The organism is Anatilimnocola floriformis (genome assembly GCF_024256385.1).
Taxonomy (GTDB): Bacteria; Planctomycetota; Planctomycetia; order Pirellulales; family Pirellulaceae; genus Anatilimnocola; species Anatilimnocola floriformis.
In genome coordinates, this window is sequence record NZ_JAMLFW010000001.1 from 5,511,408 (window position 1) to 5,529,245 (window position 17,838).

Genomic DNA, 17,838 nt, shown 5'->3' on the forward strand with positions numbered 1-17,838 from the left:
CGTTTCAATCCCGCGCTTCAAATGCATTCTTGAAGTGCTCAATCACCGGCTGGCCTTTGCCAGCCTCGGGCCAGGTGATGGCGATCACGTCGAAGCGGGCCGCCGTTTCCATCAAGTCGTGGCGACGGCGATAAGCCGAGGCCGCGCGAGTTAAGCGGCGTTGCTTCTCAGCATCTACCGCATCAGCGGGATGACCGCCATCGTGAGCACTCCGGGTCTTCACCTCGACGAAGACCACGGTTCGGCCATCGACAGCAATCAGATCGATTTCGCCGAACTGATCTCGTTCGCCGTGAGCGATGATCGTGTAGCGCAGGCGGCGGAGATACTTGGCCGCGGCTCGTTCGCCTAGCTGACCAAAAGAGAGTGGCGCAAACCATTTGTTGCGCCACGTTTGTAGAAACTGCGTACTCGCAGCAATCAGGTCGCCCAGCCGTTGCCAGACAGACATGAGGACCTCAACGCAGGCGAGGGCACCAATGATCCTCGCTGAAGTTCGTGATCTCTACAGGCCGACTTAGGCGTCGGACTTGAGAACCTTCTTTTCACGCAGCTTGACGCCCTTGCCGACGCGATCGCGCAGGTAGTAGAGCTTCGCACGGCGGGTAACGCCCGAGCGCTTCACTTCGACCTTTTGCAGGTCGGGGCAGTGCAGCGGGAACTTGCGTTCCACACCTTCGCCGCCGACGATCTTGCGAACGGTGAACATCTCGCGGCTGCCGCTGCCGTTGCGGGCAATGACGGTGCCGGTGAACGTTTGAATCCGGTACTTCGGCTTCTTCGTCTTGGCGTCGATTTCTTCCAAGATCCGCATGTGCACGTCGACGGTGTCGCCGATCGAGAACTTCGGGGCGGCTTCCTTCAAGTAGGGTTGTTCCACAGCGGCGAGCAACGCCTGGCCCTTCAGAGGTTTGTCTTTCTTTGCTTCGTCACTCATGGTGATCCCTAGCGTTTCAAAAAATGATTTGGTTTGTTGGTTTAGGTTTCGCCAGCATCAGTTGGCGGTTGTTGTTTCGCTTTTGTCCGCAGAGTCTTCCGCGGTTGGTTGGCGTTTGGCGTTTGGGGCTGATGGGTGCTTGGTTCGATCAGGTCAGTTCGTTTTTCGGTCGTCTTTTTCAAGCTTTGTTCGGCTCGCCAGCGGGCCACTTCGTCGTGATTGCCGCCGAGGAGGACCTCGGGAACTGCGTGGCCTCGGTATTCGCGAGGCCGCGTGTACTGAGCAAAATCAAGCAACCGGTTGCCGGAGGAAAATGAGTCAAAGGCCTGGCTATCGTCGTCGCCGATCACACCGGGAATGAGCCGGCTGACCGCTTCGATGATGGCCATCGCCGCGACCTCACCGCCGTTGAGGACATAGTCCCCGAGTGACACTTCCATCGGCTGGAGAATGTCGCTCACCCGCTGATCGAATCCTTCGTACCGGCCACACAAAAACAGCAATCGCGGCTCTTGCGCCAATTCCTCCACCAACCGCTGATCCAACTTGCGGCCTTGCGGCGACAGCAGAATCAGCTTGCCCGGCGGCGTGCTCATCGTCTGCACCGCTTCGGCACATTCGACGACCGGCGCCACCCGCAGCACCATGCCCGGACCACCGCCGTAAGGGCGATCGTCCACTTTGTTATGTTTGTCGTTCGACCACTGCCGAATATCGTGCAAATGCACGCTCAGCAGTTGCCGGTCAATCGCCTTCTTCAACAAGCTCTGGCTCACAAACCCGGCGAAAATCGCGGGAAAGAGCGTCAGCACGTCGAAGCGCATTGACGCCCGTCCTTAGCTCGCGGTCTCGGCAGGAGCGGCTTCACCTTCGGCGGGGGCTTCAGCAGCCGGCGCTTCGGGTTCTGGCGGCTTCGGCGGCGGGGCCCACGGGGCCGGAGCGGTTGGACGGCTGACCTTCAACCGTTCGAGCGCGGCCTGCTGTTGGGCCAGGTGCGAGCCATTCAGGCCGTACTTCTTGATCAAAACGCGAACGTTGTCCGAAGGGAGAGCCCCCTTGGCGATCCAAGCGTTGATCCGCTCACCCTTGAGCAGGGCACGAGCGTCGGTGTCTTTGACCATCGGGTCATAGCTGCCGAGTTCTTCCAACACCTTGCCGTCACGCGGGGACCGCGAGTCGATCGCAACAATGCGGAAATAGGGACGATGCTTCCGCCCCAGTTTCTTCATACGAATCTTAACTGCCACTGCCAAAACTCCTTGAAACTCGTTGCCGGTACCCAGCTCGTTGCCAGATGTACCCGTGACATCGAGCGATGCCACGCATGGTTCCCTCGCTCGCAAGCGTGGCCGATTGGGCCGTAGGGAATCCGGTATTGTGCAGCGATTCCGCGGTTTGCGAAAGCCCTAATTAGGGCATTTTCGCGGGAATTTTCCCACGTATGGTGCCTTTGGGGTAAGACAACGGGGCGGAGTCGGTCGCTTGATTTGATAAGTGGACATCCATGCAATTTTCGTTGGCGACGACAGCCCCGAATTAATTCGCTGGCGAATCAATTGCCCGTTATACAGCGGTTATGGCGGGTTATAACGGGGTTATATTTGCCAACGAGGAGATAAGGGATGGCAGTCGTAAAAATCGCCGTAAATCACTGTCTTAAAGAGCTTTACGATCCAGGAATCAGGCACAGCACCTCAAAAACGGCGATGTTATAAAGTGTTATACAGCTTTGCGACCAAATTGACGTAAGTGACGAACCTGATTTGCTTTTCGCACGTTTGAAAAGTGCGCAAGGTGTTATAAAACTCGCGAGCGAAGGTTTTTTATGGCAAAGGCCACCGGCAGCATGCCGGTGGCGAAGACATCAATCGATCGTTCGACGCCTACGGGAACTGCAGCACCGTTGGGGCGAAGGCGAAGACGTTGAACGCGCTGTTCGTCAGCGTGTCGGTTCCCAGTCCACCGTTGACGACTACCGAACTGAAGGTGCGGACGAAGTCGTTGGCGTCGATTCCCAGCCGGATCGTATCGGCGTCGGCACCGAGGTCGATCGATACCACGCTATCGAACCGCGAACCGATACCGTCATTTTGGTTGCCGTTTTCGACGTTCACGGTATCGTTGCCGCCGGCCGTCGTAACGGTCACAGCGCCGCGGAACCGCGAGTTGTCGAGTTGAATCAGGTCGGCTCCTTCACCGGTGCTCACGTACGTCGCGCCCAGCACGTCCAGGCCAAACCCGGTGATTTCATCGGCGCCCCCCAACGTGTTGATGGTCAGGTTGGTCCGAACCGTCGTGGCTCCCTCGTTCATCAGCACTTCATTGTCGCCAGCGCCGAGGTAGAGCGTAATCGCGAGGGCATCGAAGGAGTCGGTGTCGAAGTCGAACGTGTCATTTCCCGAACCGCCGGTGATGGAAACCACCCCGCTGACATTTGCATGCTCCGAAGCAAATTCGATGAAGTTCGTGCCATCCCCCAACGAGGCTGTAATCGAGCCTAGCACGGTAAATTGTGGGTTGGGGCCAAAGTCACCTGGCTCGAAGTTGTCGGAACCAGCGCCACCAGTCACGAGCATACCGCCATTGACCGTGATGTTGCCGTCGAGAAAGAAGCTGTTGCGGCCTTCGCCGCTGTTCACCGTGATGAATCCCGTGGTGACCCGCGTGTCGCCGAGGTCGATGAAGTCCTCGCCGCTGCCGCCGGTGATCGAGGTCAGGCCCAGCACTAGTTCCACGGTGGGATCGAGATCGGTGCTGTTATTGCCGTCGCCATTGAGGGCGATGAAGGCGCTGCTCGCCACGAATCGGGCGTCATCGACGTCGATTCGGTCGTTGCCGGCGCCCATGTTGGCCGTGACTCTGCCGAAGGAGTTGGAATCGCCGTTGTCTTCGCCAAAGCGGAGCTGGTCGTCGCCATTGCCGCCGGTAAAGCTGAGCGCGCCAGCAATTTCCGTTAGGACAAAGGTCGTGGTGTCGTCGCCATCCCCCAGGTCGATGAAGATGTTCTGAATGCCCGCGGCAGTGAGTTGGCCGTTGGCCGTGCCATTGAGCGAGGTGCCAACGCCCGCCACCTCGACCGTGCCGGCGAGAACGCCTTCGATCCGCAACTCATTGGCGAGGGCATCGCCGGTGATGTAGAGGTTGGGGCCTATGACCGAGGCCACGACATTTCCGGCCATGTTCAGCCGGCTTTCGAGCGATTCCAGAACAGGGCGAAAATTCGAACGGGGCGCAGCCTTCTTCGAGCGGAGAATCATCAGTCACTACTTTCTAAATAACGGGTGTGCAGATACCCAGCAAGTGACCAAAAGCGTAGACTCGCCCTAAAGCTGACACAAGCGGCAAACTAGGCGATTTGCACAGATTTCAAATTGGCTCCCGGTGACACCGGGGTCTCAGAATTCGACAGCCTTCGATAACCGGCTATCAGGCCGTCCGCGGCTCGACCAAATCGAAGCAAACGGATCCTCAGAAATCACTTGCGGACTACTCGTCGCCGCTCTCGCCCGGCTTGCGATCTTTCTTATCCCGCTTCAGCTTTCGCAGCATCTTTTCCCGCTTCTTGGCTTCATCCTTGCGCTGCTGTGGGGTCATCCGCTTGCCGGTATCGCCCTTGGCTTTTTGCAGCTGGGCGCCGGGGTTAAAGGCGCCGCCGCTTTGCATTTGCTGCATCATCTTCAAGGCGTTTCCCATGCCGCCGCCGGCCATCCCTTTTACCAGCGGGCCCATGATGTCGAACATCTTGATCACTTCATTGACCATCGGCACCTGCACGCCGGCCCCCTTGGCGATGCGGTTGCGGCGGCTGGGGTCGATGAGCTTCGGATTGCGGCGCTCGGCTTTGGTCATCGCGTCGATGATGCCAATCTGCTGGCCGATTCCCTTCTCAGCGTTCGAATCCTTCATCATTTTGCTGATTTCGCCCATGCCGGGCATCATCATCATCATCTTCTGAATCAAGCCCGGCGACCGGGCCATCATCAGCTGCTTGCGAACGTCGTCGAGCGTGAACTGCCCGGCTTGCAGCCGTTCTTGCAGCTTTTTCTGCTCTTCCTCGTTGACCTGATCCTTGATGACATTGATCAGGCCGACCATGTCACCGAGGCCGAGGATGCGGTCGACCATCCCTTCGGGCCGAAAGGCTTCGAGGGCGTCGAGCTGTTCGCCGGTGCCGAGAAATTTGATCGGCACGCCGGTGACGTGCTTCACTGAGAGGAGCGCACCGCCGCGAGTGTCGCCATCGAGCTTCGTCATGATGACGCCGTCGAGCTCGAGCGCTTCGTTAAACGCCTTCGCCGAGTTCACCGCGTCCTGACCGGTCATGCCGTCGACCACCAGATAGGCCTGGTCGGGCTGCACGCGGTTGTCGATGCGAACGAGTTGCTCCATCAACTCTTGGTCGATGGCCAAACGGCCGGCCGTATCGAGAATGACCACATTGCAGCCGGCTTCCTTGGCTTTTTTCACGCCGTCCTGGCAAACCTTGACGGGGTCTTGCGCGCCGAGCTCCGAATAAACGGGCACTCCCAGTTGCCGGCCGATGACGTGCAATTGCTCGATGGCCGCCGGACGTTGCAAGTCGGCCGCGACGAGAAATGGCTTTTGCTTTTCATTGAGCAACAAGCGCGAGAGCTTGCCGCAGGTGGTCGTCTTGCCCGAACCCTGCAAACCGCAGAGCATGAGAACGGTCGGGCCATTGGCCTTCAAATGCAGGGCCGAATCGACGGGCCCGAGAATCTTCGTCAGCTCATCGCGAAAGATGCTGATGAACTGCTGCGTGGGATTAAGGGCCAGCAGCACTTTTTCGCCGAGAGCCCGTTCGCTGACGCTGCCGACGAAATCCTTCACCACATCGAAGCCGACGTCCGCTTCGAGCAGCGACTGCTCGACCATGGCCAGGCCTTCGCGCATGTTCGCTTCGGAGAGCTTCCCCCGGCCTGCCAGATTTTTGAGAGCTGACGACAGGCCGTTTTGCAGAGATTCGAACATGAGGATCAGTCTTTGCCGGGAGAAAGCCGCAATGTGCGTTGGTCGAAACCACCGATTTTAGACGAAGAGCCCCGCACATCGTAAGGGGAACGGAGCTGGAATGGCTTGAGAGGGCGAGGCAGGCGAAGTTCCCGCTTGCCCTCCCGGCATAATCACTTCTCGAGCACAAAGCACTCGTGCTGCAACCATTGAGGTTGTCCGATATCGCAGCGGAGACTGAGGAACTGCGTTGGCGGCGTCATATCGATCCCTTGGGTTGGCAGCGGGCCGAGGGGCAGAAGGGCGCCCCCTTCGTCGGGCAACGTGATGAACCGCGTTAAGAACGGCTCGATCGTGACTTGGTCGACGGGGCCGGCAGCACTTTCGAAAATGCCGAGCCGTGCGGTGGCGAGCGAGGTGGCTGCATCGAGCGACAACGGGGGCTGTTGGGGAGTGGCCAATAGCTGCTGCTCGAGTTGATCACCGGCCGACTTCAATGCTGCATCGGGTGCAGTGCCGATGAGAGCGAACACGCGCTGTTGATAGCGGGCCACGCGGCGCTGATTGCCAGGACTGATCGGCACGATATCGGTCACGACAATCGTGGGCGCCGGACCGGCAGGGAGAATTGCAGGTAGCACCTGATCGACAGAGTTGACCAGTTGCGCACGGGAAATGTGCTTCGACCGTTCCGGCAGAATCGTCTGCGGATTGGCCGGTGGGCCGGCAACTTTCGTCAGCCAGTCGTGCACAGGCTCGGCTTTGGTCGCAAGTGCTTTGGCCTGCGAGCGAGCAAGGAATCGCTTCCAGCCGAGAAGCGGTTCCATGGCAGTGCGATAAGCGGCGACTTCTTTGTCGAGGCCGGCTTTGGTCGCGAGCGCAGTGAGCGCTGGAGTGAACGCAGTATCGAGCTCTTGGCGTGAGCCAATCGCGCACAAGCCGGCCGCTGCGGCTACGTATTGCGGATAGAGTGTGCTGGCGTCGGGTGCAGCGGCGCGCAATGCATCACTGCTAACAATGGCTGCCAGCAAACCGGGGAGTGATTTGGCGAATTGCTCCTGCGCGGCGGCAAGCGTCTGATATTGATTCGGGTTGGAATCGCGAATGAAGTCGCTGGTCCAAGTCGCCATGGCGGCTCGCTGGAGACCGGCTTGCACCTTGGGCCATTTCAATTGCCAGGCGGCGAGAAACTCCGGACCGCTCAACATCTTCCCATCGGCAGAGACCTGACCGGTGGCGCCGATTTGGGTGGCAGCTTGAGTCAGTTCGTTTTTCAGATCAGCCACCTTGGGCGCTTTGTCGATAATGTCCTGCAGATCGGCGAGGGCCTGATCGCGGCGCTGCTGACGAGGCTGAGGAAAGTCGCGCAGGAACGGCTTGAACATTAAATGGAGATCGGCCCCCGGAAACCAAACGGCGCTTGACGACATTTCGTCGAGGATCTCGAACAACTCCCCTTCAGCTTGCACGAACTTTTGCTGATTGACGAGCGCTTCGATGCGTGGCAACTGCTTCAGGCCCGCCGCATGCGACTTCTCAAGTTGAGCCTGAGGAGACTTGGTGCTCATTCCCGGCAGCGTGAGAATTTTGGCAACGACACTTTCGATCAACCTGTTGTAAGTGGAGACCCGCAAGGCCAGGTCGTGGCCGGAAGCCTCGCCACGCAACGCGAGATAATCGGCATCGCGTTTCAACTTCGCCGTGAGTAAATACAGCGGCGCGATTTGCTTGGCATCGCCGAGAGTCAGTTTGTCGGCAGCGAGTTTGCCGGCAAGTTCATCGGCGATTTTCCTGGCCCGAGCATAGCGTTCGGAGATCACCTTGTAGTCAAGCGTAAGGTAGTCGTTCGCGACTTCTTTGCCGGGATAGATTTTTAACAGCGTTTCAGGAGTTTTGGTGGCTGGGTTGGCGGACAAATTCGCCAAGCCCACCACAAAGCACAGGGCGACGAGCGCAACACAAGAGTATCGATTCATGAATGGTTCTCCAGGTTAAGTGAAATGGCGGAACTAGGGCTGCACCGCGCCGACGAGCGTTCCCGCGACCGGCACGGTCAGTGCCTGGCCAGTGGGAGACGGATCGAGGCTGGTGAGTTCCGCGGCCTGGAGCTGACAGGTCACGATGTTGTTTTCGAGCTTCATGATTTGCAATTGAACCGGCTTGTCTGCCGTCGATTGAAAATGTCCTTGCGATTCACTCTTCGCCACGAAGACTTGCGCGGGAATCGTTTGACCCACGAGTCCTTGCAGACTGGCCGCAGTGGTCGGCGCGTGAATGAACACGGCGGGGAAGCTCTTCGGTCCCGAGGTTACACTGGTGCCGATTTGAAAGACGCCCGGACGACCATTGGCGGGTGCGAGGAAGCGCGCGGCGCAGGTGGTGGCGTTGAGCGGAGTATCGAGTGTCAGTTTGATATCGCCCGCAGTTACGGCAGCGACTGCCCCCGGCAGCTTTTGCATCTCTTGAGCGCCCTTCTGGACACTCTGCGAAACATCGTTCGCTTGTTTCTTGGCTCCTTCGATGCCTTGCTTCGCTTTCGCGGCCAGGTCTTCGAGTTGTTTGTTGCCACAGCCGCTGTTGCCGATCAGCAACAGCAGGAGCAGGGCAATGATGCACCGCCACCGCTCCCAAATCTCATGAGTCATAAAAGCTCCTCGGGTTCGTCAGGCGAACCCCCGCATGCGGGCAGAAAAATAAAAATGATAAATGCAGTGCCCACCCGTGCTGCTACTGCGAATACGCAGACTGCATTACTTTTATAAGCTGCTTCACGGAATGGCTCTATCTTTGCTGGCAGGAAGTCGCCACATTTTTGCCGAGAAAAAGTTTGACTCGATGCAGTCACAGGTCTAGATTTGCGCTTGGCTGATCGTGCTCTCGATTAGTCACTTCGGTCGCTGCTGCTTCGGCAACGGCGGCTCGAAATCCCAGGCGGAAGCAAACGTATTACGGGCTGTTCAGCCCATTAGTTTGAGGGTTGGGCCGGGTTCCGCGGCTTGCCTCCTTGTCTCGCTGGCACATCGCAATTGGCTGGCACAAGGCGTTGCTGCTCTCGGTCCTTTTGTCGCTGCGTGTTCGTTCTGAGCCGCTGCGAGAAGGAGGTTCCCATGAGCAGCGTTGTGATGACCCGCACCGTCACCGTGAATGCGGCGTTTCTGCAGGAGATCAAGGAAGTCAACACCGAGCTCTGGCACCGGCTGGAAGAACTCCGCCATCGTTGCCAACGGCCGATTTCTCCGGCCAACTGTCGAATGTTGGTCGATCGCCTCTCGCAAATGCGCGATCAACTGGCCCTGCACTTTGCCCTGGAAGAAGCCTACGGCTATTTCGACGATCCAGTCGATGTCGCGCCGCGGCTGAGCTATGCGGCTGAAAATTTGCGGAGCGAGCACCGCACCTTGTATCTAGAACTCACCAACATCGTCGATCGGGCCGAACGGCTGATCCACTGCGAACAACTCGCCACGCTGGCCCTTTGGTTCGGACCTGAGTTCTTGGAATTTGATCAAGCGCTGCGCGACCACGAATCGCGTGAGAACGAATTGATCTATGAAGCTTACGAAACCGACATCGGCACCGGCGATTAGCCGGAGCGAAGAAGAAAGTTCTGAGTTCTGAGTTTTGAGTTTTGAGACAGGAAGTTGCGAGCAAGGTTTCTCTTGTCTCAGAACTCAGAACTTCATCCCCGCTTCCAATCGGACCAATGGTCCGGCCTACGTAGGAAGGCGGGCTTCTTCTTGTGCGGGCAGTTCTGTGTCTCAGAACTACAATCTCAAAACTCAAAACTTCTCCCACCGCTGGCAGTTGGCGAACCGCCGATTCCTGGGCATAATGGCGGATTCCCCAGACAGCTGTCTAATTTTTCCGTTCGTGTCGTCCCTGGCTCACGCCATGGCCCATGACGAGTGCGAACGCGTCCGTGAGGAGCCTCTCCCCTGAGTACTTATCGCGTTACTGTTGGTTGGTGGGTGGTCGCGGCGATCGTCGCCCTCCGCGTCGGCGTGGGCATCCACTTCTACATGGAAGGGACCACCAAGCTAAAGGACAAAAAGCCGTTCTCGGGTCCATTCTTTGCCAATGCCAAAGGCCCGCTGGCCGAAGCCTTTCGCGGCCGAGTCTGGGATATCGATGGCACGTGGCGGATGAACTCCAAAGCCACCGAAGCTCATTGGAAAAACTACGAGGAAAAAGCTGCCAGCCACTTCGGCTTCGATGATAAGCAGAAGAAGAAAGCCGAGACGCTCGTCAAGAATTACAGCAAGCGGATGAACTCCTACCTGGGTTCGAAGCGCGACGAGATCGACGAATATTACAAGCAGCTCGATCGCCGCGACGCCGATCGCAATGTCGCTTATCGCCAGGCCATGACTTCGATGCAGGCGCACGACGCCCGTATCGAATCGGATCGCAACGCCCTGAAGATGCCGATCCTCACCTTTGTCGACAAAGTCTGGATCGATCTCCAGAACGACATGAACGCAATCGCCACCGACAAGCAAATGCTGCGGCATGGCGTGCTGAAGATTGGCAAGGTCGGCCAACGCTTCGGCGATACCGAATTCATGGACGCCGTGGTCCCGTACTTCGATCTCATCATCGGGCTGTGCCTCATCACCGGCCTGTTCACTCGCGTGGCCGCGATCGCTGGAGCGATCTTTCTCGCTGGCGTGTGTGCCTCGCAGTGGCCCGGTTACGGCGGAGCGCCGATCTTCAATCAGTTTGTCGAAATGCTCACGCTGCTGGCCCTCGCGGCCCTCGGCGCTGGTCAGTTCTGTGGTTTGGATTACGTGATCACCGGCTTGCGACGCATGACTCGCAAACCTGCAGCCAATACGCCCGCCAAAAATTCAGCAGCCTCTCGACCAGCGCCCGCGCTGGCTTCAGCCAAAGGAGCCTAAGGTATGAATCTCACTCCCGAAGAACGTGCAGTTGGTCAGGATAACTATCACGCCGCGATGGACGCTTACGACCGCAGCCCAGCGGCCGAGCCGTTCAATCGGCGCGACTTCCTCAAGGGCGTGGTCGGCGCAGGGATTGTCTCCGGTGCAGGCCTCGGCGCGACCTATTTCTGGAAGCAGAAAGAAAAGCTCGCCAGCCCCGTTCGCATCGCCGTGATCGGCGCTGGCGACGAAGGCCAGGTGCTAATCAACGCTTGCAATCCGGAATATGTCGACGTCATTCAGATCTGCGACATCCGGCCGTACAACGTCCATCGCGCCTTCCACGGCGACTGGGCTGGCGACGTGGCGCTAGCCAATCGTCAAGGCTTGATCAAGCGGTTTGGCTTTGCGGATGAAGCGGCAGCCAAGGAACACATCAAGGTTACGGAAGACTACAAGGAAGTCCTGAAGAACCCCGAAGTCGAAGCGATCATCATCGCCCTGCCGCTGCACTTGCATGCGATCGTCGCCATCGAAGCCATGCAAGCCGGCAAGCACGTGCTCACCGAAAAGCTGATGGCCCACAACGTGGCCCAGTGCAAACTGATGGGCCGCGTGGCCGAAAAGACCGGCAAGATCCTTTGCGTCGGCCATCAACGCCACTACAGCGTGCTCTATGACAACGCGGTGAACCTGCTCCGCTGGGGCGTCCTCGGCGAATTGCATCACATTCGCGCTCAATGGCACCGCGGCAACTTGCCTGGAAACGACAGCTGGCAACAGCCCCTGCCCTGGGAAGTCGATGCGGTCACTAAGGACGGCAAGGAGACGAAGATCAACTTCGTGCTCAAGAAGCTGAAGGAACTCGAAGCCGAATTGGGGAGCAACCCATCCGACGGTTCGAAGGTTGCCAAGCAAGTGGCTCAGTGGAAGGCCTGGCTGCTCGACGCCGAAGTCGACGCCAAGAAGTACGGCTATCAGGATTTCCACATTGGCAAGGGCAAGCTCCGTGAAGCTCGCGAAGAGCTGGCCCGTTGGCGGTTGTTTGCACGCACGGGCGGCGGCTTGATGGCCGAGCTCGGCAGCCATCAGCTCGATGCCTCGACCATCTTCTGCACCGCCCTCCGCAAGGACGGCAAGAAGGCCCACCCGCTGAGCGTCCACGCAGTCGGTGGCCGGCATACCTTCCCGCTTGATCGCGATGCCGAAGATCACGTCTATTGCATGTATGAGTTCCCGGGCCCGGGTTACGAAGCGGGCTTCGACGTGGGCTATTACGATCCGGCCATGAGCTATCCGAAGGGTGGCATCCCGGCCTACGACGCCGTGCAAAACCCTGAGAAGAAGATCGTCGTCACTTACTCGTCGATCAACGGCAACGGCTGGGGCGGCTACGGCGAAACCGTGATGGGAACGAAGGGAACGCTGCTGCTCGAACGCGAGCAAGAAGTGCTGCTGTTCAAGAACAGCGACACCTCGACCAAGATCGGCGTGAAGGACGACAAGGGTGGCCCGACGCTCGACACGCAAGCCAGCGGCAAGGGGCCAAGTCTCGCTAAGGCCGCAGCCACTTCGGGGCCTGTCAGCCGCGGTTACACCGAAGAAATCGAGCACTTCGCCTGGTGCATCCGCAATCCTGCTCCGGAAAATCAGCCCCGCTGTAATCCGAAGGTCGCCCTCGGCGACGCCGTGATCGCGCTCGCCACCAACGTCGCCATCGACAACGCCAACAAGGGCAAGGGCGGCTACCTGGCGTTCAGCGAAGATTGGTACGACATCCACAACGACGCCACGCCCGACGGCAGCAACATCAAGGAAGAAGCGGGCAAGATGGGCGCCGAAATGGCGTGAGGGGAAATGCAGAAGTGAGAACGCAGAATGCAGAAGTGAATTCCGAATTCAGAAGGCAAGAAGAGGAATTCGCTTTTGCGAATGTTTTGCTCCCTCGCCCCGGTACTCCGGGGAGAGGGTTGGGGTGAGGGCTGAAGCGGAGCGAAACTCACCATCTTCGAGCGACTCCGAAACTGGTGGCGTCGCCTCGCCGGTTGTTGCTCAAGACGTTCGTCGCGATATGATCAAATGGCAAGTCATCCACGGCGATCTGCTTGATATCTCCGCCGATGGCTTGATCTGTTCCGCCAACCCCAACTTGAATCTCTCCGGCGGCGTTGGCGGCGCGTTCTCCATGCGTTACGGCGGCGAGATGCAAGAGTTCTTGCACGCGCATCTGCGGGAACAAAAGCTGCGCGTCGTTCCGCCGGGAACCGTCGTTATTTCGCCCGGCTTCAGTTCGCCTTTTCCTCACGTCGCCCACGCAGTCGCCATTGATGTCTTCTATGACACGAATGCCGAATTGATTCTGCAAACCTATTTCACTGCGATTCAGCAGCTGGCCGCGGCTGGCTGTCGTTCCATCGCCGCCGCTTGTCTCGGCTGCGGCTATGGCCGATGCCCCGAAGCGGAATTTCTAAAATCCATCGAGCGCTTGATCGCCACACTGATTGCCACGCCGCTGGAAAATGTCGACCATATCACTCTTGCTACCACGAACGAAGCGCTCGCCGATTCGCTGCGGCAACTTCCCGCCTTTCATTCTGCATTCTGACTTCTTCATTCTGCCTTTCCGGAATCTCCCATGCCCCGCGCTCTCATCACTCCCGCCGTTTACGCGAACGGCCAAGGTCCTTGGCGTGAAGTTCTCGATGCGGCGGGCGTGGAGGTGGTGATTCCTCCGGTCGATTGCACGACGCTGACCGAAGCCGAGTTCATCGCGCAACTGCAGGGAATCGATTTCACGCTGGCCAGCATGGAGCGCTACACCGAGAACGTGTTCGCCGGTAGCAAACTGCGCGCGGTCGCTCGCGTGGGAGTCGGCTACGACGCCGTGGATGTGGCCGCAGCGACCAGGCATGGCGCCGCGGTTTGCATTACTCCCGGAACGAATGAGCACTCGGTCGCCGAGCAGGCCATCGCGCTCATCACTGCCGTCTTTCGCGACACCTGTCGGCGCGATCGCGAAATCCGCGGCGGCAAGTGGCGTCGCGATTGCCCGCGGCGTCTGGCGGGCAACACCATCGGTCTGGTCGGCCTCGGTCGCATCGGCCGGGCGATGACTCCGCGCTGCCAGGGGCTCGGCTTGAAGGTAATCGCCTACGATCCCTACGCCGATGCTGCCTTCGCGGCCCAGCGCGGCATCGAGCTCGTGTCGTTTCACGAACTGCTCGCCCAAGCCGACATCGTCAGCCTGCACATGCCTTGCACGCCCGAGACGACCGACATCATCAATGCCAAAACGCTCGCCCTGATGAAGCCCAACAGCACACTGATCAACACGTCGCGCGGCGGCCTCGTCGATGAAGATGCGCTTTGCGATGCGCTCGCCAGCGGCCATTTGTTTGGCGCGGGTCTCGACGTTTGCAAGACCGAACCGCTCCCAGCCCTGAGCCGGCTGCGGCAGTTCGACAATCTCGTCTTTGCGCCGCATCTCGGCGGCATCGATCAAGACGCCCTCGATGCCATGGGCCGCCTCGCCGCGCAGTGTCTCGTTGATCTCTCGCAGAACCGTTGGCCGACGGGCTGCGTCGTGAATGAAACGCTGCGGGCCGGCTGGTCTTGGTAAAACACACGTCGGGCGTTTACGACTCATCCGCAGTGGGAGGACCGCCCGCACCCACCAGCACTTTCACCTTCCAGCGATCTCCGCGGCTGGGGGTGAGCACGGCAAACAGCCTGCCGTCCGGCGCGATTCCGGCGACCTCGGCGTCGCTGGCAAATTGGGTGGCCTCCAGCGGTAGATCAAACAGCACACCCGTCGCAGTAAGTTCTGCGACCTGTTGTTCACTCAGCGGCGTGCGCTGCATCGCTCCCACGGCCAGCAGCGACGGCAGCAGATGTTCCAGCAGATTGTCCTTGTTGATTTGCTCGGGCGCAACGGCCTGCGAAAGCAGAAACGGCCCGATGACGGTGCGCGAGAGTACCGACATGGCTGCTTCGCTGCCGACCGCGCGGGCCAGATCGCGCCCCAGCGACCGAATGTACGTGCCGCTGCTGCATTCGATTTCGGCTTGCAGCTCCGGATATTCGTAGCGTGTGATTTCCAGCCGATGAACATCCACCGGCCGAGCATTCAACTCCACCTTCTTCCCTTTGCGGGCCAGTTTATAAGCTCGCTTGCCGGCAACTTTCAACGCGGAAAAAGCCGGCGGTTGCTGCTGAATGGTTCCCAAAAACATCGGAACTGCCGCATCGAGTTCCGCGCGCGACGGAGCTCGCGCGTCCGTCAGCATCGTGACGTTGCCCGTGATGTCTTCGGTATCGCTCGACCGCCCCAGCAGAAATGACGCCCGGTACGTTTTCGGAAAACGATGTAGATAGTCGATCAGTTTCGTTCCGCGACCCACGCCCACTACCAGCACGCCCGTCGCCATGGGATCGAGCGTTCCCGCATGACCGACGGCAAGTGGTTTGAGCGCGTGTTCGAGTTGCGTCACGACATGCCGCGAAGAAACACCGGCTGGCTTGGCGATATTCAGCAGGCCGTGGGTACGGGACGAGTTCTGAGTTCTGAGTTCTGAGTTCTGAGACAAGAGTTGGTCGTTCATCGCAAATTCTCCTTCCTGTCTTCAAACTCAAAACTCAGAACTACTTCCCCACCAACTCCGGCTCGATCACTCGCATCTTCCGCCAGCCGCCGTGCAGGAAGCGCAGCAGATAAACGACCGCCATCGCAAAGATCCAAGCCGTCATCACGTACCACCAACCCATCACGCCGAAGTGTAGGTACATTTCCGCGACGCGGCCGCCGACGATGAACACCGCCGTGAGGGCCACCGCAGCATACAGCACAAACCGTGTGTCGCCCGCGCCCTTCAGGGCGCTGACGAACGTCATTTGCGTAGCATCGAATAAGCAGTAGACGGCCACGAACCGCAGCAGCACGATGGTCAGGTCGCGGACCTTGCCGAATTCGCTGGCGCTCGCCCCTCGCTCGTGAAAATAGATGAACCAATCGGGAACGAACCAATATGCCGCGGCAAACAGCGCGCTAAATCCGAGCGCGAACTGCAACCCGGTCCACGTCGAGCGCGCAGCCAGCTCTTCTTTGTTTTCACCCAAATATTGCCCAACGAGAGTCGACACACCGATCCCCAAACCGATCACCGGCACGAAGGCGACCGCATTGACATTGAAGGCCAGCGAAGTCGCCGCCCCTTCGACATCGCCGATTCCTGTGATGAACCGCGTCAGCAGGGCAAATCCAAACGACTCGATCAGCATCGGCAAGCCGCTCGGCAAACCGAACCACAACAGTCGCGACATTAGCGGCCAGTCGAACCGCAACGAGTCGGCCAGGCCGTACTCTTTCCATTCCACGCGGCGCAGCATGAGCACTGCGAACACGATCACATTGAACCAATGGCCAATGCCGGTCGAAATTCCCGCGCCGATGATTCCCCACGCAGGAAAGCCAAACTTGCCGAAGACCATCGCGTAATCGAGAAATAAATCAACCGAGCTGCCGGCGATATTCACGGCCATCACCAGGCCGGTCTTGCCTCGACCGGTGTAGAACGCGCTGAGCGCGTTGCTGATGACCATCGCCGGCGCACCAAAGAGCAGCGATTGAAAATAAAGCGTCTGAAATTTCACCTGCACCGGATTCTGCGACGCTCCCGCGAAGATGTACGGCGACAACGGTACGAGGAGCGCAAATAGCGGCAGACAAAGAATGGCAAACCACACGCCTTGCCCGACGACGTGGCCGATCCGCCGCTGCTGCCCAGCGCCGTAATACTGCGCGACGAACGTATTCACATACGAAGCCACCCCCGACGGCAAACAAACGATCGTCCAGTGCAGCATGCCCGCTGGCATCGACGCAGCCATGGCCTGGTTGTCGTACCACGTGAGGAACAACCGATCGAAGAACCAACTGATCGCCCAAAAGCTGGTGGAAATGATCAGCGGCAGCGAGAGCGCGAGCACCTCGCGCCCGCCGGCTGGGCGATTCCACCAGTTGAATCCGTTCTGCTTGCTCATGGGCTCTTCGTTCGATTGCCGGCCTCAGCCGGTGAATTGTAGAGTCCGCTCGGCGGACCAAAGACGGCGCGAAGGACGATACGCAGAGCGGACCCTACGAAGCGCGCAAACTATCCCTAAGACTCAGACAACAGCCCTTGCAGCAGGTTCACATACCGCTGATTGAATTCCCCATTCGACATCGTCACGCAGCCAGCCGCGGTCGCCTTCTCTAACAATTCATGATCGACATGCGGACCAAAGGCGATGATTTTTGCATGCGGCGTGGCTTGCTGAATTCCCGTCACCACTGCCATCAGATCGGCGGCAGCGCTCGAACCAAGATCGATCATCGCCAGTCGGCAATCTGCCGGCAGTTTCGTCGCCACCTCGGCGGCAGACCGCAAAATAACCAACGGCAACCCCAGCGTCTTCGCCGCCGCGGCGATTCGCATCGCGAAAAACATCTCACTGGAAATTACGACGGCGGTGGGCATGAGAACGAACCATTTGCGGAATCGAATGCTCTTGATGTCAGCTTCGATCTTAGCCGAAATGCCTCACATACTTCAGGCGGGAGAGGCGAAAGGAGTAACGCTGTGAATGCAATCATTATTGCGAACTCCCTAAATCCGGCACTCCAGCCGAAGGCTCGATCTGTATCTGCTTATTCTCTTCATCAATCGCCAGCCAGCGTGTGACTTCTTCTGTTGGAAGCAATGTCTCCCAAGCAATATCTGCTTGCGCCTCGTACGATTTGTCCAGGAACAAAGTGAACCGCCACTTCTTTTGCTTCGGCCCATCGCAGATCCAGGCCCGACCTTCGATCCTGGGCTCGCCGTCGCCAAGGAGATATCGTTCAGGGATAAAGCCATCACACCACCAATTCCGCCGGTGCCCCTCAGCAAGCCCGGCAAATTCGCGGCCAAGTCGGTATTCGAGCGCGATCCAGTAGTGGCCTTCGTCCATTTTCTCATTCTACCTGCGCTTCAATCCCAGGACTTCGGATCGAGAATTGGTTACATTGAACCTTCC

The 17,838-nt window shown here is 58.8% G+C and carries 17 protein-coding genes; 5 read left to right on the forward strand and 12 right to left on the reverse strand.

The window, feature by feature from the left end:
- Positions 1-4 precede the first annotated feature (4 nt).
- The 8 genes from M9Q49_RS21780 to M9Q49_RS21815 form a co-directional block, all read right to left on the reverse strand.
- Positions 5-451 carry a YraN family protein gene (locus M9Q49_RS21780; protein WP_254510944.1) on the reverse strand — a complete coding sequence of 149 codons (447 nt, stop codon included), beginning with the start codon at positions 449-451 and terminating at the stop codon, positions 5-7.
- A 66-nt stretch (positions 452-517) separates the two neighbouring features.
- On the reverse strand, positions 518-937 hold the full coding sequence (rplS, locus tag M9Q49_RS21785; protein WP_254510945.1) for a 50S ribosomal protein L19: 420 nt from the start codon (positions 935-937) through the stop codon (positions 518-520).
- A gap of 41 nt (positions 938-978) precedes the next feature.
- Positions 979-1,761 carry a tRNA (guanosine(37)-N1)-methyltransferase TrmD gene (gene trmD, locus M9Q49_RS21790; protein ID WP_254510946.1) on the reverse strand — a complete coding sequence of 261 codons (783 nt, stop codon included), beginning with the start codon at positions 1,759-1,761 and terminating at the stop codon, positions 979-981.
- Positions 1,762-1,773: 12 nt separating this feature from the next.
- The gene (rpsP, locus tag M9Q49_RS21795) at positions 1,774-2,259 is read right to left on the reverse strand and encodes a 30S ribosomal protein S16 (protein ID WP_254510947.1); all 486 of its coding nucleotides are present in this window, start codon (positions 2,257-2,259) and stop codon (positions 1,774-1,776) included.
- 561 nt (positions 2,260-2,820) lie between these two features.
- Positions 2,821-4,194 carry a hypothetical protein gene (locus tag M9Q49_RS21800; RefSeq protein WP_254510948.1) on the reverse strand — a complete coding sequence of 458 codons (1,374 nt, stop codon included), beginning with the start codon at positions 4,192-4,194 and terminating at the stop codon, positions 2,821-2,823.
- A gap of 229 nt (positions 4,195-4,423) precedes the next feature.
- Positions 4,424-5,926, reverse strand: a complete 1,503-nt coding sequence (ffh, locus tag M9Q49_RS21805) for a signal recognition particle protein (protein WP_254510949.1) — start codon at positions 5,924-5,926, stop codon at positions 4,424-4,426.
- Positions 5,927-6,078: 152 nt separating this feature from the next.
- A complete protein-coding gene (locus tag M9Q49_RS21810) occupies positions 6,079-7,881 on the reverse strand; it encodes a hypothetical protein (protein WP_254510950.1) in 1,803 nt (600 codons plus the stop codon).
- Between the two features lie 33 nt (positions 7,882-7,914).
- The gene (locus M9Q49_RS21815; RefSeq protein WP_254510951.1) at positions 7,915-8,550 is read right to left on the reverse strand and encodes a hypothetical protein; all 636 of its coding nucleotides are present in this window, start codon (positions 8,548-8,550) and stop codon (positions 7,915-7,917) included.
- A gap of 462 nt (positions 8,551-9,012) precedes the next feature.
- Here M9Q49_RS21815 and M9Q49_RS21820 point away from each other — a divergent pair, with 462 nt between their 5' ends.
- The 5 genes from M9Q49_RS21820 to M9Q49_RS21840 all read left to right on the forward strand — a co-directional run bounded on the left by M9Q49_RS21820 (position 9,013) and on the right by M9Q49_RS21840 (position 14,404).
- Positions 9,013-9,492: a hypothetical protein gene (locus M9Q49_RS21820; RefSeq protein ID WP_254510952.1), complete on the forward strand. Its 480-nt coding sequence runs from the start codon at positions 9,013-9,015 to the stop codon at positions 9,490-9,492.
- Positions 9,493-9,873: 381 nt separating this feature from the next.
- Positions 9,874-10,803, forward strand: coding sequence for a DoxX family protein (locus M9Q49_RS21825; RefSeq protein ID WP_254510953.1), 930 nt, complete (start codon positions 9,874-9,876; stop codon positions 10,801-10,803).
- Between the two features lie 3 nt (positions 10,804-10,806).
- Positions 10,807-12,636 (forward strand): Gfo/Idh/MocA family protein, encoded by a 1,830-nt coding sequence (locus tag M9Q49_RS21830; RefSeq protein ID WP_254510954.1) that lies wholly within the window; start codon positions 10,807-10,809, stop codon positions 12,634-12,636.
- 124 nt (positions 12,637-12,760) lie between these two features.
- Entirely contained in the window at positions 12,761-13,390 is a 630-nt protein-coding gene (locus M9Q49_RS21835; protein WP_254510955.1) for a macro domain-containing protein, read from the forward strand.
- A 30-nt stretch (positions 13,391-13,420) separates the two neighbouring features.
- The gene (locus M9Q49_RS21840; RefSeq protein WP_254510956.1) at positions 13,421-14,404 is read left to right on the forward strand and encodes a phosphoglycerate dehydrogenase; all 984 of its coding nucleotides are present in this window, start codon (positions 13,421-13,423) and stop codon (positions 14,402-14,404) included.
- 16 nt (positions 14,405-14,420) lie between these two features.
- Here M9Q49_RS21840 and truB read toward each other — a convergent pair whose 3' ends face one another.
- The 4 genes from truB to M9Q49_RS21860 form a co-directional block, all read right to left on the reverse strand.
- Positions 14,421-15,386 (reverse strand): tRNA pseudouridine(55) synthase TruB, encoded by a 966-nt coding sequence (gene truB / locus M9Q49_RS21845; RefSeq protein WP_254510957.1) that lies wholly within the window; start codon positions 15,384-15,386, stop codon positions 14,421-14,423.
- A gap of 40 nt (positions 15,387-15,426) precedes the next feature.
- Positions 15,427-16,824, reverse strand: coding sequence for an MATE family efflux transporter (locus tag M9Q49_RS21850; protein WP_254510958.1), 1,398 nt, complete (start codon positions 16,822-16,824; stop codon positions 15,427-15,429).
- A gap of 116 nt (positions 16,825-16,940) precedes the next feature.
- The gene (locus M9Q49_RS21855) at positions 16,941-17,300 is read right to left on the reverse strand and encodes a hypothetical protein (RefSeq protein ID WP_254510959.1); all 360 of its coding nucleotides are present in this window, start codon (positions 17,298-17,300) and stop codon (positions 16,941-16,943) included.
- A gap of 115 nt (positions 17,301-17,415) precedes the next feature.
- Positions 17,416-17,772, reverse strand: a complete 357-nt coding sequence (locus M9Q49_RS21860) for a hypothetical protein (RefSeq protein WP_254510960.1) — start codon at positions 17,770-17,772, stop codon at positions 17,416-17,418.
- Positions 17,773-17,838: the final 66 nt, after the last annotated feature.

Coding starts and splice junctions, on each gene's coding strand:
- M9Q49_RS21780 (WP_254510944.1), bottom strand. CDS start 451: ATGTCTGTCTGGCAACGGCTGGGCGACCTGATTGCTGCGAGTACGCAG.
- rplS (WP_254510945.1), bottom strand. CDS start 937: ATGAGTGACGAAGCAAAGAAAGACAAACCTCTGAAGGGCCAGGCGTTG.
- trmD (WP_254510946.1), bottom strand. CDS start 1,761: ATGCGCTTCGACGTGCTGACGCTCTTTCCCGCGATTTTCGCCGGGTTT.
- M9Q49_RS21800 (WP_254510948.1), bottom strand. CDS start 4,194: ATGATTCTCCGCTCGAAGAAGGCTGCGCCCCGTTCGAATTTTCGCCCT.
- ffh (WP_254510949.1), bottom strand. CDS start 5,926: ATGTTCGAATCTCTGCAAAACGGCCTGTCGTCAGCTCTCAAAAATCTG.
- M9Q49_RS21810 (WP_254510950.1), bottom strand. CDS start 7,881: ATGAATCGATACTCTTGTGTTGCGCTCGTCGCCCTGTGCTTTGTGGTG.
- M9Q49_RS21815 (WP_254510951.1), bottom strand. CDS start 8,550: ATGACTCATGAGATTTGGGAGCGGTGGCGGTGCATCATTGCCCTGCTC.
- M9Q49_RS21820 (WP_254510952.1), top strand. CDS start 9,013: ATGAGCAGCGTTGTGATGACCCGCACCGTCACCGTGAATGCGGCGTTT.
- M9Q49_RS21830 (WP_254510954.1), top strand. CDS start 10,807: ATGAATCTCACTCCCGAAGAACGTGCAGTTGGTCAGGATAACTATCAC.
- M9Q49_RS21840 (WP_254510956.1), top strand. CDS start 13,421: ATGCCCCGCGCTCTCATCACTCCCGCCGTTTACGCGAACGGCCAAGGT.
- truB (WP_254510957.1), bottom strand. CDS start 15,386: ATGAACGACCAACTCTTGTCTCAGAACTCAGAACTCAGAACTCAGAAC.
- M9Q49_RS21850 (WP_254510958.1), bottom strand. CDS start 16,824: ATGAGCAAGCAGAACGGATTCAACTGGTGGAATCGCCCAGCCGGCGGG.
- M9Q49_RS21855 (WP_254510959.1), bottom strand. CDS start 17,300: ATGCCCACCGCCGTCGTAATTTCCAGTGAGATGTTTTTCGCGATGCGA.
- M9Q49_RS21860 (WP_254510960.1), bottom strand. CDS start 17,772: ATGGACGAAGGCCACTACTGGATCGCGCTCGAATACCGACTTGGCCGC.